Annotated in this window: 15 protein-coding genes; 9 read left to right on the top strand and 6 right to left on the bottom strand. The window is 62.4% G+C overall.

The genetic code is table 11. From position 1 onward, the window contains the following. Positions 1-148 precede the first annotated feature (148 nt). Together EPK99_RS14025 and EPK99_RS14020 are read left to right on the top strand one after the other, a co-directional pair. On the top strand, positions 149-1,489 hold the full coding sequence (locus EPK99_RS14025) for a hypothetical protein (protein WP_128443707.1): 1,341 nt from the start codon (positions 149-151) through the stop codon (positions 1,487-1,489). After that, positions 1,486-2,265, top strand: a complete 780-nt coding sequence (locus EPK99_RS14020) for a COG3904 family protein (RefSeq protein ID WP_128443706.1) — start codon at positions 1,486-1,488, stop codon at positions 2,263-2,265. Before EPK99_RS14025 ends, EPK99_RS14020 begins: the two co-directional genes overlap by 4 nt. Here EPK99_RS14020 and EPK99_RS14015 read toward each other — a convergent pair whose 3' ends face one another. Further along, positions 2,266-2,826, bottom strand: a complete 561-nt coding sequence (locus EPK99_RS14015; RefSeq protein ID WP_128443705.1) for a glyoxalase superfamily protein — start codon at positions 2,824-2,826, stop codon at positions 2,266-2,268. It lies immediately after the preceding gene. Between the two features lie 262 nt (positions 2,827-3,088). Between EPK99_RS14015 and coaBC the strand changes: the two genes are divergently transcribed. Next, a complete protein-coding gene (gene coaBC / locus EPK99_RS14010) occupies positions 3,089-4,294 on the top strand; it encodes a bifunctional phosphopantothenoylcysteine decarboxylase/phosphopantothenate--cysteine ligase CoaBC (protein ID WP_128443704.1) in 1,206 nt (401 codons plus the stop codon). 12 nt (positions 4,295-4,306) lie between these two features. Here coaBC and EPK99_RS14005 read toward each other — a convergent pair whose 3' ends face one another. After that, positions 4,307-5,101 carry a class II glutamine amidotransferase gene (locus EPK99_RS14005; RefSeq protein ID WP_128443703.1) on the bottom strand — a complete coding sequence of 265 codons (795 nt, stop codon included), beginning with the start codon at positions 5,099-5,101 and terminating at the stop codon, positions 4,307-4,309. A gap of 187 nt (positions 5,102-5,288) precedes the next feature. Between EPK99_RS14005 and otsB the strand changes: the two genes are divergently transcribed. From otsB to EPK99_RS13985, 4 genes are all read left to right on the top strand, one after another. Further along, a complete protein-coding gene (gene otsB / locus EPK99_RS14000; protein WP_128443702.1) occupies positions 5,289-6,113 on the top strand; it encodes a trehalose-phosphatase in 825 nt (274 codons plus the stop codon). After that, positions 6,110-7,507, top strand: a complete 1,398-nt coding sequence (gene otsA / locus EPK99_RS13995) for an alpha,alpha-trehalose-phosphate synthase (UDP-forming) (RefSeq protein ID WP_128443701.1) — start codon at positions 6,110-6,112, stop codon at positions 7,505-7,507. The genes otsB and otsA overlap by 4 nt, the downstream gene beginning before the upstream one ends. A gap of 213 nt (positions 7,508-7,720) precedes the next feature. Continuing rightward, on the top strand, positions 7,721-8,662 hold the full coding sequence (locus EPK99_RS13990; RefSeq protein ID WP_128443700.1) for a threonine/serine dehydratase: 942 nt from the start codon (positions 7,721-7,723) through the stop codon (positions 8,660-8,662). 46 nt (positions 8,663-8,708) lie between these two features. Beyond that, positions 8,709-9,293, top strand: a complete 585-nt coding sequence (locus EPK99_RS13985) for an IMPACT family protein (protein WP_128443699.1) — start codon at positions 8,709-8,711, stop codon at positions 9,291-9,293. Between the two features lie 3 nt (positions 9,294-9,296). Here EPK99_RS13985 and EPK99_RS13980 read toward each other — a convergent pair whose 3' ends face one another. Continuing rightward, positions 9,297-10,880: a peptide chain release factor 3 gene (locus EPK99_RS13980; RefSeq protein WP_128443698.1), complete on the bottom strand. Its 1,584-nt coding sequence runs from the start codon at positions 10,878-10,880 to the stop codon at positions 9,297-9,299. Between the two features lie 80 nt (positions 10,881-10,960). Here EPK99_RS13980 and dut point away from each other — a divergent pair, with 80 nt between their 5' ends. Continuing rightward, positions 10,961-11,425 (top strand): dUTP diphosphatase, encoded by a 465-nt coding sequence (gene dut / locus EPK99_RS13975; protein WP_128443697.1) that lies wholly within the window; start codon positions 10,961-10,963, stop codon positions 11,423-11,425. 36 nt (positions 11,426-11,461) lie between these two features. On the opposite strand, the gene EPK99_RS13970 is transcribed toward dut, so the two are convergent. Then, the gene (locus EPK99_RS13970) at positions 11,462-11,980 is read right to left on the bottom strand and encodes a Dps family protein (protein WP_128443696.1); all 519 of its coding nucleotides are present in this window, start codon (positions 11,978-11,980) and stop codon (positions 11,462-11,464) included. 229 nt (positions 11,981-12,209) lie between these two features. Here EPK99_RS13970 and cysK point away from each other — a divergent pair, with 229 nt between their 5' ends. Further along, entirely contained in the window at positions 12,210-13,172 is a 963-nt protein-coding gene (gene cysK, locus EPK99_RS13965) for a cysteine synthase A (RefSeq protein ID WP_128443695.1), read from the top strand. A gap of 81 nt (positions 13,173-13,253) precedes the next feature. Here the strand turns inward: cysK and EPK99_RS13960 are convergent, their stop codons facing one another. Continuing rightward, complete coding sequence (locus tag EPK99_RS13960) at positions 13,254-14,132, bottom strand: GNAT family N-acetyltransferase (protein WP_128443694.1); 879 nt, start codon at positions 14,130-14,132, stop codon at positions 13,254-13,256. Between the two features lie 7 nt (positions 14,133-14,139). Next, a complete protein-coding gene (locus EPK99_RS13955) occupies positions 14,140-15,675 on the bottom strand; it encodes a YifB family Mg chelatase-like AAA ATPase (RefSeq protein ID WP_128443693.1) in 1,536 nt (511 codons plus the stop codon). Positions 15,676-15,795 lie beyond the last annotated feature (120 nt).

The raw sequence follows: 15,795 nt of genomic DNA, 5'->3' as shown, positions 1-15,795 counted from the left end.
ATGGGCTAGGACCGGCGCGTTACTGATGCCCGCTCCGCCATGTTCGTTCGGAGAGGTGGGCGTTGCCGGCCACGCCTTCATTCTGCCCGTTTCTTCATTCTCTTTTAAGGAATACATTCCTTTTTCCGCTGCCCTTCCGGAGATGACCATGGCGCTTGGCGCTTCCCAACGCTTGCACGACGGCGTCGCGGCCGTGGAGACGATGACCCGGTTTGCGCTGGCCGTTCTGGCGCTGGCCTCCGGCGTCTATACCTATCTGGGCGCGCGCAGCATTCTTGACGGCTCGCCCACCGCCGTGTTCTTCGCAGCCCTTATCTATTCGGCTTCGGTATCGGTCGGCATCTATGCCTTCTGGTCCTATATGGCCCGCTTTTATCCGCATGTGACGACCCGCACCGGGCGTGCCGGCATGCTGTTCGTCATGGCGATCGGTGCGGCCATGATCATGGCCATGTCGAGCTGGCTGAATGCCGCAGCGCTTGCGGGCTCGGCCGCCGTGGAACAGCATCTGTCCGAGACGGTGGAGGATTATACGACCGATCTCGACCGTGCCTATCAGAACGCGTTGTCGGTGCAGGGCCTGCTGCCTGACATCCAGCGCGCAGGCGAGCGGTTCGCCCAGCTGGCGGGCGTAGAGCGGCAGTCCGGTTCGCTGACCGGCACGACCGGCTCGGGCAGTGTCGTTCAGCTCCTGTCGCAGATGTCAGCCCAGATGAAGGGTCTCGAAAACGGCATCAATGCTTCGCGGGAGCAGGTCGCCGACTTGTTCGCCCAAGGGCAGAAGCGGCTCGAAGCCATGCGGACGCTGGTGTCGGCACCCGGTGCCATCGAGCCGCGCGCCGACCAGTTCTCCACCGAGGCCGTGGCCCTGACCGGCATCATCACTTCGCTGGCGCAGACATCCGTCGCACCTTCGATCCGCCGCGCGGCAGACGATCTTTCGCTGGGCTTCATCGCCCCCGTGCCGGACGGGGCAGCGCCGGACCTGATCAACCGCCAGAACCAGGTGATGGAGACAGTCAAGGCCTCCGTCACCTCGCAGTCCAAGGCGCTGGCAAAGGCCGCCGACGATATTCTTTCGCGACCGCCCGTCGTGGAGCGGCGCTTCGTGCCGCTGTCTTCGGCGGCTGCCGTTCTGGAATACGCGCCCGATTTCATCCCGGCCTGGGCTGGCGCCATTTCAATCGATCTTTTGCCCGGCGTCATGGTGTTCATTCTCGCCGTCGTACATGGAGCCATTCGGCGCCAGGAAGAGGACATGCCCTTTGCAGAACGCATCACGGCGGCGGAACTCCTTCAGGCACTCGAAATCCAGAGAGCAGTGAGCGCGATGGGTGCTGTGACGCCAGCCACGCCACCAGAGCCCCTTGGACCAGTCGAAGCGGAGCTCGAACCCGGGGACATTGCGGATGAGCACAACAACATCACCAATCTCGACCTGAAATCGCGGCGGGACCGGACGCATGTCGCGCCGGGACCGGACGCATGAGGATCGGTGAAGCCCTTCGCAGGCTCGACGACGGGATGCTGATGCGCGGGGCCTTCTATGCCCTGCTCTCGGCTGCTGCCATTTTCCTCGTTATCGACATCCGCGACATTTCCCGCGCCAATGCGGGGCTTCCCGGTTTCGACCCTCTCCACGAGGACCAGCCCGTTCTGCCGCCCGCATTGACGGACGGCCGGCCGGCGGCGCCTCCCGTCGAGCCCGCAAGCCCGGCCGAAGTCCTGCGAAAGGCGATCCGCTTCGAGCTCCAGACCGGCGGCGTACTGCTGGCAGAAGGTGCGATCGATCCCGGTGCGAGCGCCCGCTTCGCGCAGGAGATCGAGGCCCGAGGCGAGTACGTGAAGGTCATCGCGCTCAACTCTCCTGGCGGCTCCGTTGAGGATGCAATCGCCATGTCGAAGCTGATCCGCGAGAAGAAGCTCAACACCAAGGTTGCCTCCAAGGCACTCTGCGCCTCCTCCTGCCCGATCGTCTTTGCGGGCGGCGTCGGCCGCATAGCAGAGAAGGATGCCGTCATCGGCGTCCACCAGGTATTCAACGGTAGCAAGGACCACCCCAGCGCCGATCAGGCCATGTCGAGCGCGCAGGCGACCACGGCGCGGGTGGCGCGCCACCTGCAGGAGATGGGGATCGAGGCGGGGCTGTGGTTTCACGCCCTGGAGACCCCACCCGACCGGCTCTATTACCTGACTCCGAAGGAGATGGCGGAGTTCAAGCTGACGACCGCCGAGCCGGCACCGGTCGCACGGAAAAAGATCTGATCAGGCGTCCGGCTTAATCTCGCGCTCGCAAAAGGAAATGCGGTTGCTGAAGGGGTCGGTCACCGTCAATTCCAGTCCCCATGCAGCCTGTTCGAGGCCGGGTTTCATATAGCGGTAATCCTTGCCGATCAGTTCCGCATGAAACTGCCTGATGCCCTGCATGGGCACAAAGGCCCGGGCACCGGGCGACGCGTCGCCGGCATGCTCGGAAAGGTGCATCAGCATGCCGTTGCGCGATACCTGACAATAGAGCGGAAAGTTGTCGCCGAAGCGATGCTCCCAGTCCACGGTGAAGCCGAGGAAATCGCGATAGAATTCCATCGCCTTGTCGACGGAGAAAATCCGGAAGATCGGGATCGCCGGCTGGATCGAGATCTCATCCGGCCTCCTGTGCTTTGGGTTTTCCGCGGCAATCAACGCCGCAAAAATATTCCAGTCGTCATAACCGAATTGGGCTGCCACGAGTTCGAGCGCCTGGCTATGTGTAAGTTCTATTTTACGTTCGGCCAGCGCTTCGCGCAGGGTCTTGGCCATCAGTTTTGCATCGCGGAAATCGCGCATCTCATCATCCCTTCAACGGACGAACGGCAAAATCAGGCCCCGCATTGCTGATCCGTTCGTCACCGTCTGCCGGATGGCGATAAGACGAGAGGCGATTGGATGCGTTCACCATAGCGCAGATGCGCCGCGGGCGGCTGGCCGCATCCGGCCGCTGAAACGGTAGCGCGCTCTCGAAACCTGCGCAAGACGGAGCTATGATAATGGCAATTGCAACTCCGCAGCCAAGAGCCTAGCTTCCGCCCGTTCGGTATCCGGGGCACGCATGGAACTCTCAGGCAAACGCATTCTTCTGATTATCTCCGGCGGGATCGCGGCCTATAAGAGCCTCGACCTCATCCGCCGCCTGCGAGAGCGGGGCGCGACAGTGAGACCCATCATGACCAAGGCGGCCCAGGAGTTCATCACGCCGCTTGCCGTCGGCGCCCTTTCCGCCAGCCATGTCTATCTGGACCTGTTTTCCCGCGAGGACGAGCAGGATGTCGGCCATATCCGTCTGGCGCGGGACGCCGACCTCGTGCTCGTTGCGCCGGCCAGCGCCGACCTGATGGCCAAGATGGCGCATGGCATGGCAAGCGACCTTGCGAGCGCCGTTCTGTTGGCGACCGACAGGCCGGTGCTGATCGCGCCTGCCATGAATCCGAAGATGTGGGCAGCGCCTGCCACCAAACGCAATGCCGAGACACTACGCGCCGACGGAATCCGCTTCATCGGACCCGCCTGCGGCGAGATGGCCGAAAGCAACGAGGCGGGAACGGGCCGGATGGCCGAGCCCCTCGACATCGTTGCGGCTGTCATCGCGCTGCTTCAGGAGGCCCCCAAGCCGCTTGCCGGCAGGACCGCTATCGTCACCTCCGGACCGACGCATGAGCCGATCGATCCCGTCCGCTACATTGCCAACCGATCCTCGGGGCGACAGGGGCATGCCATCGCCGCGGCACTGGCGAAGCTGGGCGCCAAGGTAACGCTTATCTCCGGTCCGGTCACCATTGCCGACCCTGCGGGCGCCGAGACCCTTCATGTGGAAACGGCCGAGGAGATGCTGCAGGTGGTCCTCTCGCATCTGCCCGCGGATATCGCCGTGATGGTGGCCGCCGTTGCAGACTGGCGCGTCGCCTCCGCTGCGGGCCAGAAGATCAAGAAGCAACAAGGAGAGGCCCCACCTCCCCTTTTTCTTACGGAAAACCCCGACATCCTGAAGACCGTGGGCCACCACCCGCAGCGCCCGAAACTGGTGGTGGGATTTGCGGCGGAAACACAGGACGTGGAGACGAACGGCCGCGCCAAGCTGGAGCGCAAGCGCGCCGACATGATCGTCGCCAACGACGTCTCTCCGGAGACAGGCGTGATGGGAGGCAGCCGCAATCGTGTGAAGATCATCACGGCTGGCGGCACCGACGAATGGCCGGATCTTACCAAGGACGAGGTGGCGGATCGGCTGGCGGCGCTGATCGCGGCTCGGCTCGGCTGAGGCCTGCCTGGTTCAGGCCGCTTCCGACAGCACTTCGGGCTGGAAAAGCAGTGCCTGCATGCCCTCCGCCGTTACCTTGACCGCGCTTCCATCCGGAATCTCCACCCAGGTATCCGCTTCGTCGTTGAGCGGTTCGGAGACGAGGCAATAGCCGCTTTTGCCACCCATGGGTGCTGCGTAAAGCGTCGGCGGCTTATGGTCTGTGGCGTAACGCACCGCATAAAGCGCCCGGCCGTCGGAAAAGGCCGCGGTGAAGCGGACCAATGCCTCGCCGGATTTCTCGCGCGACAGGTTTTCGACGGCGAAAATCGCCTTTTCCATCGCCCCGAAGGGGTCGGCATCGAGACCGAATTCCAGCGCCAGCAAAAAAAGCAATTCGGAATCCGTAGTGCCGGTACGGGATTCGAACAACTCGTCGGAGAGCATAGCCTCCATCTGCCGGCGGATCCTGTCGAAGCCGGCAATCTGGCCATTGTGCATGAAGGACCAATGGCCGTGCACGAAGGGATGGCAGTTGTCGCGGCGGGTCGCGCCGGTGGTCGCTGCCCGCACATGGGCCAGAAACAGCGGCGAACGGATCTGGCGCGCCAGGCTGCGCAGATTGCAGTCGGACCAGGCCGGCAGGACATCGCGATACCGACCAGGCTCCGGCCGGTCGCCATACCAGGCAATGCCGAAGCCGTCGCCATTGGTGGCCGTCTTGGCGCGCGTGGCGCAATGGGATTGCTCGATCAGCGAGTGAGCGGGCGAGGATACGAGTTCTTCGAGGTAGAGCGGTTCGCCCTTATAGGCTGCCCAACGGCACATTGGTCTGTCTGCTCCCAATCACCGCAAACGCGGCTTCAACGTCTTCCCAAGGGTCTCGGGAAATGGTTAACGAAGGCTAAATCCCGGAGTTTCATGACAGATTTTTGGCGAAGTCCTTATCACTTTTTCCAATGCGATGTGGTGCGGCGCGGTTGCCGCGGCGGGTGTCCCGCCTACATTCCGACTTATGTCCTACGAACCCAACACTCTTCAGGCTACCCTCGACACCGTGCAATCCGGCGGTGCCATTCTCTATGACATTGCCCGAGACCCCGGCCGCTGGGCACTGTTTCTCGATATCGACGGTACGCTGATCGATATCGCGGACAGCCCGGACGGCATCACGGTGCCACCCGACCTGCCGAACACGCTGGAGCAGATCTCGCAGCTGCTGGGTGGCGCGCTGGCCCTGGTAACCGGACGGGCGCTGGTTTATGCGGACGCCCTGTTCGGCTCGCATCATTTTCCGATCGCCGGGCTTCACGGCGCCGAGCGGCGCTCCTCGTCGGGAGAGGTTCAAAGGCTTGAAAGATCCGGCGATTTCGCCGCGCTGAAGGAGCGCATCACCGACCAGGCCAGGCAATGGCCGGGCGTGCTGGTGGAAGACAAGGGCCTCGCCATTGCCGCGCATTACCGGCAGGCGCCGGAATACCAACAGCAGGTGGAGGCCGTGATGACGCATTTCGCGGAACTTGCCGGCCCCGATTACATGCTGCAGCGGGGCAAGATGGTGCTGGAAATCCGCCCCTCGCGCGCCAGCAAGGGAGAGGCGCTACGAGCCTTCCTGTCCGAGCCGCCCTTCCAGGGTCGTATTCCCATCGCCGTTGGAGACGATCTCACCGACGAAGCCATGTTCAGGGTCGCCAACGAATTGGGCGGCCACTCGATCCGCATCGAGGAAACAGCGGCGCAATCCATCGCCACATCCGCCCTCCCCTCTGCCGCCGGCCTGCGCGCCATTCTCGGCACACTCGCGCAACAGCGGAAGCAAGCTGGAAAGGACGCGTCTTGAGCCGTCTTGTCATCGTTTCGAACCGGGTCAGCGTTCCGGAAAAAGCCGGTGCTGCCCCCGCCGGCGGCCTGGCTGTTGCTCTCCAGGCTGCATTGGAAGAGCATGGCGGCATCTGGATGGGCTGGTCGGGCAAGTCTAGCGGCGCCAAGGCGCCCGGTCCGCTCGACATGCGCAACCACGGCAAGATCACCTATGCGCTGACGGACCTCACCAAGACGGATGTCGAGGAATACTACCACGGCTTTGCCAACCGAGTACTCTGGCCGATCTGCCACTACCGGCTGGACCTTGCCGAATACGGCCGTAAGGAAATGGCCGGCTATTTCCGGGTCAACCGCTTCTTTGCCGAGCGCCTCGCACCGCTTCTCAAGGAAGACGACATTATTTGGGTCCATGACTACCACCTGATCCCGCTTGCCTCCGAACTGCGGCAGATGGGCGTCAAGAACAAGATCGGCTTCTTCCTTCATATTCCCTGGCCGCCCGCCGACGTGCTGTTCGCCATGCCGGTGCATGAGCAGATCATGCGCGGCCTCTCGCAATATGACCTCGTCGGCTTCCAGACCGACTTCGACCTCGACAATTTCGGCGGCGGGCTGGTGCGCGAAGGCATTGGCGAGAGGCTGGAAGGCGGCAAGTTTTCCACCTACGGCCGCACGTTCAAGGGCGGCGCCTATTCGATCGCGATTGAAACCCAACCCTTTGCGGAATTTGCCCGCAAGGCTGCCAGCAACAGCATGGTGCGCAAGGCGCGCCAGAGTGTCGAGGGCCGGGATCTGATCATCGGCGTGGACCGGCTGGATTATTCCAAGGGGATCACCCAGCGCATCGACGCCTTCGAGACCTTTGTGACGCTGAACCCAAACTATCAGAACAAGGTGACTTATCTTCAGATCACGCCGAAATCCCGTTCGGAAGTGCCGGAATACGAGCAGATGCAGCGGACGGTCGCCGAGCAGGCGGGACGGGTAAACGGCGCGCTGGGTACTGTCGATTGGGTGCCGATCCGCTATGTCAACCGCTCGATCGCAAGGCCGCTTCTGGCAGGTCTCTACCGGTTGGCGAAGATCGGCCTGGTGACGCCGCTGCGCGACGGCATGAACCTAGTTGCCAAGGAATATGTCGCCGCACAGGACCCCGACGATCCGGGCGTTCTGGTTCTCTCGCGGTTCGCCGGCGCTGCCCGGGAACTGACCGGGGCGCTGCTCGTCAATCCCTACGACATCGAGGGCACGGCGCATGCGATCGCGCGCGGACTCACCATGTCGCTCGACGAGCGCAAGCAGCGGTGGGAAAAGATGATGGATCATCTTGTCAAATACGACATCAATCGCTGGTGCGAAGACTTCCTCAAGGACCTGACCGCCGAGGATGTCGAGGAGACCGCCGGCTGACGCCCTAAAGCGTGTCGCGATCTTTCAGATTCGCTTTCCACGCTTTAAGCCTTTGTTTTATCGCATGTCGTTGACGCAAAACCGATACACACTTTTGCGCGACATGCTGTACGAGCCGTCTTTCGCAACCTTCGTCATGCAGGCCGCGACCTTTCGCCTTGCGTATTGCCGGCGCCGAGGATAACCCCGGCTATCTCATTCAAAGGATAGGTCATGGCGCTCGAGCAGGTCACCCCGGAGCAGATTTCCAGCATCCATGCCCTGATCCGGCAGCATGTGCGGCATACGCCCACCATGCAAGCCGACCTGTGCGATTTTGGAGGCCACGCCTTGCCGGTAGACCTGAAGCTGGAACTCCTGCAGCATTCCGGCTCGTTTAAAGTGCGCGGCGCCTTTACGAACCTTTTGACCCGGCAGGTGCCGGCAGCCGGCGTTGTCGCGGCATCGGGCGGCAATCACGGCGCGGCGGTCGCCTACGCAGCCAAACAGCTGGGCATTCCTGCCACCATCTTCGTCCCGAGCGTCGCATCCGCCGCAAAGATCGACCTGATCCGCTCCTATGGAGCCCAACTCGTGGTGGGCGGCGACCGCTATGCGGATGCGCTTGCCGCGAGCGAGATCTACGTGACCGAAAGCGGCGCCATGCCCATCCATGCCTATGACCAGGTGGAAACCATGCTTGGTCAGGGCACGCTCGGCAAGGAAATCGAGGAGGACCTGCCTCATGTCACCACGCTGCTGGTGGCCGTAGGCGGCGGCGGCCTGATCGGCGGCATCACCTCCTGGTTTACCGACCGGATCAAAATCGTGGCGGTCGAATCGGACGGCGCGCCGACGCTGTTCGACGCCTTCAAGGCTGGTCATCCCGTGGATGCGCCGGCTGGCGGCATCGCTGCGGATTCGCTTGCCCCAAAGCGGATCGGCGAGCTAGCCTTCCCTCTTGCGCAGAAATATCTGCAACCGCCAGTGCTGGTTTCGGACGACGAGATCCGCTCCGCCCAGCAAGCCTTGTGGAACGGTATGCGCCTGGTTGCCGAGCCCGGCGGCGCTGCGGCTTTCGCCGCCCTGCTATCGGGCAAGTATGTTCCCGGCCTGCAGGAGAAGGTCTGTGTGCTCGTCTGCGGCGGCAACACAACCGCCGTCAATTTCGGCTGAGATTTCGCGGCTTCCATTCGGAGAATGCCGGCGATAATGCTGCGCCATGTTTCAGCTAGAGCAGCCGGCTGCATTCGAGCAGGTCATCAAGAAGAGCAGGTTCGTCGCTGTCGCTCTTCCCGTCGCGACCGAGGAGGAAGTCAAAGCCGCAATCGCCTCGCATCGTCACGCCGACGCCAACCACAATTGCTGGGCCTGGCGGATCGGCACCGCCTATCGCTTTTCCGATGATGGCGAGCCGAGCGGCACGGCGGGCAAGCCTATCCTTGCTGCGATGGACGGCCAGGCGCTGGACAAGGCCGTGGTCATCGTCACCCGCTGGTTCGGCGGGATATTGCTCGGCAGCGGAGGGCTCGTCCGGGCTTACGGCGGCCCGGCGGCGCTCTGCCTGAAAGGCGCGCAACTCGTGGAGGTGAAGCCCTCCGTAAAAGGTGTCGTCAGTCTTGAATTCTCGGATCTTGCGCGCATCAAAGCCCGGCTGCAATCCATCGAAGGCCTGACGGTTACCGAGGAACGATTTCAGACAACCGGTGCCGATATCATCGTCACACTGCCGGAAGCGGAGATCGGAGCAGTGTCGCGGATGGTCCTCGACCTGACAAGCGGGCGCGCCGACCTCGTTATAGAGTGAATATCACGCCGCCTGAGCGACGTGATATTCCTTGATGGCGACCATCTTGATCGAGGGATAACGTTCCGACTCGTAGCGCAGCGAGAACGCGTCCTGCGCCAGGAAAACCGGATCCCCATCGAGGTCGCGGGCGATATCGCCCCGCTTGACGGTCAGGAATTTTTCGAGATCGGCCGGGCTGTCGGACGAGATCCATCGGCAGACCGAAAAGCGCGACATTTCGAAGGAAACCGGCAGCGTATATTCGCCGGAAAGCCGCTCCTTCAGGACGTCGAGCTGCAGAGCGCCGACGACGCCGACGATGGCCGGCGAGCCGTCTTCCGGCGAAAACAGCTGCACGACGCCTTCCTCGGCCATCTGCTGCAGCGCTTCCTTCAGCTTCTTCGCCTTCATCGCATCCTCCAGCCGCACGCGGCGCAGGATTTCCGGTGAAAAGTTGGGCACGCCCTGGAAGACAAGCGGCTCGCCCTCGGTCAGCGTATCGCCGATGCGCAGCGTGCCGTGGTTGGGGATGCCGACCACGTCGCCGGCATAGGCCGTATCCGCAAGCTGGCGCTGCGAGGCGAAGAAGAATTGCGGGGCGGTCAGGCCCATCAGCTTGCCGGTGCGGGCGAGCTTGGCCTTCATGCCGCGTTCCAGCTTGCCGGAGCAGATGCGCGCAAAGGCGATGCGGTCCCGGTGGTTCGGGTCCATGTTCGCCTGGATCTTGAAGACGAAGGCGGTCATCTTGTCTTCGGCGGCGTGGACGGTGCGGATATTCGCCACCTGGTCGCGCGGCGGCGGCGCAAAATCGCCGAGAGCATTGATAAGGTCGCGCACGCCGAAATTACGCAGCGCCGAGCCGAAGAAGACCGGCGTCATATGACCTTCCAGAAAGGATTGGCGGTCAAAGGGACGGCAGGCTTCCCGCGCCAATTCCAGCTCTTCGATAAAGGTGTCGCGCTCGTTTTCCGGCAGGTGATGCGCGATGCTCTGCGGACCGTTGACCGGCGTCGCCTCCACCTGGGTGTCGCTGCCGCGGAAGGTGTTGTTGGCAAGGTTATAGGAACCGCAGAAGCTCTTCGAGCGGCCGACCGGCCAGGTAATGGGCGCCGTATCCAGCGCCAGCTTCTCTTCTACCTCGTCCAGGATCTCGAACGTGTCGCGGGCTTCGCGGTCCATCTTGTTGACGAAGGTGATGATCGGGATATCCCGCATGCGGCAAACTTCGAACAGTTTCAGCGTGCGTGGCTCGATGCCCTTCGCCCCGTCGATGACCATGACCGCCGCATCCACCGCCGTCAGCGTGCGGTAGGTATCGTCGGCGAAATCCTCGTGACCCGGCGTGTCTAGAATGTTGAAGACATTGCCGTCGAATTCGAATGTCATGACCGAGGTGACAACGGAAATGCCGCGTTCGCGCTCGATCTTCATCCAGTCGGACCGGGTCTGGATACGGTCCTTCTTGGCCTTGACCTCACCGGCAAGCTGGATCGCGCCGCCGAACAGCAGCAGCTTTTCGGTGAGCGTGGTCTTGCCCGCATCCGGGTGGGCGATAATGGCAAAGGTGCGACGGCGGGAGACCGCCTCGGCTATGGTTTCCGGCATGGACAAAGATCCTTCGAGTTGCCGCGTATCTAGCGACTCGACGCCCAATATGCAATTGACGCGGTTTGCAGGAGTATCCCATGAACGACGTCATCGGCCCCAAGCTCAACCTGATCCGGCTGCCGCACGCAGAAGGTCTCGAACTGCCCGCCTATGAGACGGCGGGTGCAGCGGGCATGGACCTGCGGGCGGCGGTGAACGAGGATGCGCCGCTGGTGCTGGCGCCGGGCAAACGCGCTCTCATACCCACAGGTTTCGTCTTCGAAATCCCGCAAGGCTTCGAAGCGCAGATCAGGCCGCGTTCCGGCCTTGCCTTCAAACACGGAATAACCTGTCTCAACACGCCCGGCACAATTGACTGCGATTACCGGGGCGAGGTCAAAGTGCTGCTGATCAACCTGGGCGACGAAGATTTCACCGTGACCCGCGGCATGCGGATCGCGCAGATGGTGCTTGCGCCCGTCACACGGATGCAGGTCGCGGAAGTGGAGACCACCACTCAGACGACACGCGGCACCGGCGGCTTCGGTTCCACCGGAGTGTGACGACGGCCCGTCGAGCCGTCGTCATTTTGAGCGTTTCTAGAGTTCGCGGCGGCTGATTTCGAACAGGAACCAGGTCCGGCGTTCCGTTTCGTCGATCCAGTTTTCGAGAAGGCTCGCTGTCGCAACGTCGTTATGCTCGTCGCAGAGGCTATGTGTTTCGCGCATGAAGCCGAGCAGCTGCTTATTGTCCTCGCGCAGTTCCGCAATCATGTCGTCCGGCGTTACGAAATCCGCGTCATTGTCCTCAAGACGCGACAGGCGGGAGGCGTGGCCAAGCGAACGCAGCGTGGTGCCGCCGATTTTGCGGGCGCGCTCGGCCAGGTCGTCGGTCATTGCGAAGATCTGGTCGCCGTGTTCGTCGAGCAGCAGGTGGTAATCGCGGAAATGCGGTCCGGACATGTGCCAATGAAAATTCTTGGTCTTCATGTAGAGGGAGAACACGTCGGCCAGCAGCGTGGTCAGCGCGGCGGCGATATCGGTGACAGCATTGGCGCCGAGGCCGGATGGGGTATTGAGTGCGGCAGTTTTGCGCTTCTTGGCGTCAGAATCAGACATTGGCCAAACCTCTCGATGATCCAAATGATGACCGCGGCCGCGGTCTTGTCTTAAGGTGCCGCGCCGGCCATTCTTTTCAATAAGTGCGCTGCTTTTCAGGAAAGTTCTTGAACGATCACACGGTCCCTTGTCCAAGCCTGCGGCGTGGCGGAAGGTCGCCGCCGGCGGGCTGGCATCGACGCTGCTTTCGGCCTATCTTTCCCTCACGAGACTTTCATGAGGGACCCACATGTCGACAAAGCCCGGCCGCGGCCGTATCTATTCCTCGATCACCGAAACCATTGGCGATACGCCCATCGTGCGGCTGGACAAGCTCGCCTCCGCAAAGGGCGTGAAGGCAAACCTCTTGGCCAAGCTGGAATTCTTCAACCCGATCGCTTCAGTGAAGGACCGCATCGGCGTTGCCATGATCGAAAGCCTGGAAGCGCAGGGCAAGATCACCCCCGGCAAGACGACGCTGGTGGAGCCCACCTCCGGCAATACGGGGATTGCACTGGCCTTCGCGGCTGCCGCCAAGGGTTACAAGCTCATCCTCACCATGCCGGAAACCATGTCGATCGAGCGGCGCAAGATGCTGGCGCTGCTGGGCGCCGAACTGGTGCTGACGGAAGGCCCCAAGGGCATGAAGGGCGCAATCGCCAAGGCGGAAGAGCTGGCCGCCTCATTGCCGGATGCGATCATCCCGCAGCAGTTCGAGAACCCGGCCAATCCCGAAATCCACCGTCAGACGACGGCCGAAGAAATCTGGAACGACACCGAAGGCAAGATCGATATCTTCGTCTCCGGCATCGGCACGGGCGGCACGATCACCGGCGCCGGCCAAGTGCTGAAGAGCCGCAACCCCAACCTAAAGGTGATCGCGGTCGAGCCGGAGGAGTCACCGGTGCTTTCGGGCGGCCAGCCCGGCCCACACAAGATCCAGGGTATTGGCGCCGGCTTTGCCCCGAAGATCCTCGACACGCATATCTATGACGAAATCGTCACCGTCAGCAGCGCCGAAGCGATCGAAATGGCACGGCTGGTCGCCCGCCTTGAAGGCGTTCCGGTGGGCATTTCATCCGGCGCGGCGCTGACGGCGGCCATCGAAATCGGCAGCCGCGAGGAAAATGCCGGCAAGAACCTCGTCGTCATCATCCCCTCCTTCGCCGAGCGCTATCTCTCGACCGCGCTTTTCGAAGGACTTGGCGGCTGAGCGGGAGGTGAGCAGAATTGGCGCTATCCACCACTCTCTACTCGTCTGCTCATGCCAATGGCCGGTCGTAAATTTATAGCCTCAGGTGACCACCAAATCTGGGAAGTGCGTTACCTCATCCGGTTGTTCGAGGTGACGCACGAACAGATGGGCTTGCGGATCGGCAGCAAGATCTAGTTGGCTTTGGAACCGGTCGCCTCGCGGAATGAAGCCCAACTCGATCCTGTCAAATGATCGATCGGTCGTCAGGGCCAGAAGATCCAGATCCAGATCATCCCGTTCCGTCAGCCACTCGGCAACGAAAAGGCTGTTCTCCTTCTCCTCGGTGCAGACAACGCCCGCCCCTTCTGGGAGCTCGTGGGCAATGATTCCCGAGTTGAACAGGTGCCATATAATCGTTGATCCATCTGGCGATGCGGAAAGACCGCCTTGGTGTGGCCGAGCCGCCTGCGCAGCCTTGATGATCTTATCTCGATCGCCGGTATCGTCTGGGTTGAGGCGGCGGGAGTGCAGGTTGATGGGCACCACTCTGTGTCTGACATAAATGCTATGCGACGAAACCTGAACAAACCCGAATCGCGGGTAGAAGCCAATGACATCTTGATTGGCAAACAAGATCACAGGCAAGGAGAGGCCATCAGCCTCCTGCAAGGCATATTCCAATAGCTGGCGGGCCGCGCCGAAGCCGCGATAGTCGTATGCCGTCGCCACGGCGCCGAACTGGAGAGCTGGGCGCGGTTCTCCTCCACTAACCAAGACCTTCATGCGGGTCATCCCGACAGTGGAGACAATAGCCTTGCCTTCGACCAGTGCCAGAACCGTATAGTTTTCGGTCCAGTTGCCGCTATCCCTCCAGCGAAGGAAATCGATTGGTCCAAAACAATCGCGCATATGGTCGAAGAATGGTCCATGCCATTCCACGCTGTTGTGGCCGATCCTGATCGTGTGGCGGCTTTTCATCCCCACCTCAGGCTGTTGCCGGTGCCAGGCGCTCACCGGCCATGCGATAAGAAATCGCCTCAGCCAGATGGATCCGGCTGACCCTGTCCTTGCCGTCCAGATCAGCGAGGGTGCGGGCGACCTTGAGGACACGGTGGTAGCCGCGTGCGGAGAATTTCAGCTTTTCCGCCGCATCGCGCAGCAACTGGAGCCCGCCCGGGTCCGGGTCGGCAATCTTTTCAATCAGCGCGGTGGAGCAGCGGGCATTCGTCACCGTCGTGCCCATGCCGGCGCCCTCGAAGCGCTCGCGCTGCCGTTCGCGTGCCGCCGCGACACGCTTGGCAATGTCGGCGCTTCTTTCTGCCGGTGCCGGACGGATGAGATCCATGGCGGAGACCGCCGGCACGTCTATGCGGATATCGATACGGTCCATCAACGGCCCGGAAATGCGCGCCTGATAATCGGCAGCGCAGCGCGGCCCACGGGCGCAGGTATGGCCGGGCTCGCCCGCCATACCGCAACGGCAGGGGTTCATGGCTGCTACGAGCTGGATGACTGCCGGATAGGAGACGCGGTGATTGGCGCGGGCAATCACACATTCGCCGCTCTCCAGCGGCTGCCGCAGCGCGTCGAGCACCTGGGGCGAAAACTCCGGAAACTCGTCCAGGAAGAGCACGCCGTGATGGGCAAGCGATGCCTCGCCGGGCTTTGCCCTCAGGCCCCCGCCGACAAGTGCCGCCATGGTCGCGGAATGGTGCGGCGCCCGATAAGGCCGCCTGTCGGAAAGCTTGCCGCCTGACAACTGGCCGGCAATCGAATGGATCATGGAGACTTCCAGTAGTTCGGCGGGTCCGAGCGGCGGCAGGATGGAAGGAAGCCGCGCCGCCAGCATGGATTTTCCGGAGCCCGGCGGACCGACCATCAAGAGATTATGACCGCCTGCGGCAGCAACCTCCAACGCCCGCTTGGCACTTTCCTGCCCCTTGATGTCGGCAAGGTCCGGCAGATCTCCCGGCGCTGCGCGAATTGCCGGCTGCGGGCGCGAGATCACCTGCGTGCCGCGGAAATGATTGGCAAGCGCAATCAGGCTGCGCGGCGCGATAATGTCGAGACCGGAGCCCGCCCATGCGGCCTCCGGCCCGCTGTCGGCGGGGCATATGATCCCCTTGCCGAGGGCATTGGCGCCGATGGCTGCCGGAAGCGCACCGGCGACCGGCGCAAGCGTGCCGTCGAGATTGAGTTCCCCCAGCACGACGTAGTCGGTTAGCGCATCCGCGGGAATGGCGCCGAGCGCTGCCATCAGCCCCAGCGCAATCGGAAGATCGAAATGCGACCCTTCCTTGGGAAGATCGGCCGGCGCGAGGTTGATGGTGACTTTCTTGGGCGGCATGGCAAGGCCGGAGGCATGCAGGGCCGCCTGCACCCGCTCGCGGCTCTCTGCCACCGCCTTGTCCGGCAGGCCAACGATATGCATGTTGATCTTGCCCGGTCCAATCATGACCTGAACATCGACCGGAACGCCCTCGATTCCCTGAAACGCAACCGTGCTGACGCGCGCAACCATACCGAACCCCGACCCCAAACATCATGTCCGGAACGGCAGCATCCGCGCTTCCGTGCCTTGGAGGGCAATCTGGCACGGAAAACGGAATGAAACAAGAACATTTCAAGGCAGGTGATTTTA

The organism is Neorhizobium lilium (genome assembly GCF_004053875.1).
Lineage (GTDB): Bacteria > Pseudomonadota > Alphaproteobacteria > Rhizobiales > Rhizobiaceae > Neorhizobium > Neorhizobium lilii.
The sequence above is the reverse complement of the archived record's forward strand: the minus strand, read 5'-3'. Positions and strand labels throughout refer to the sequence as shown.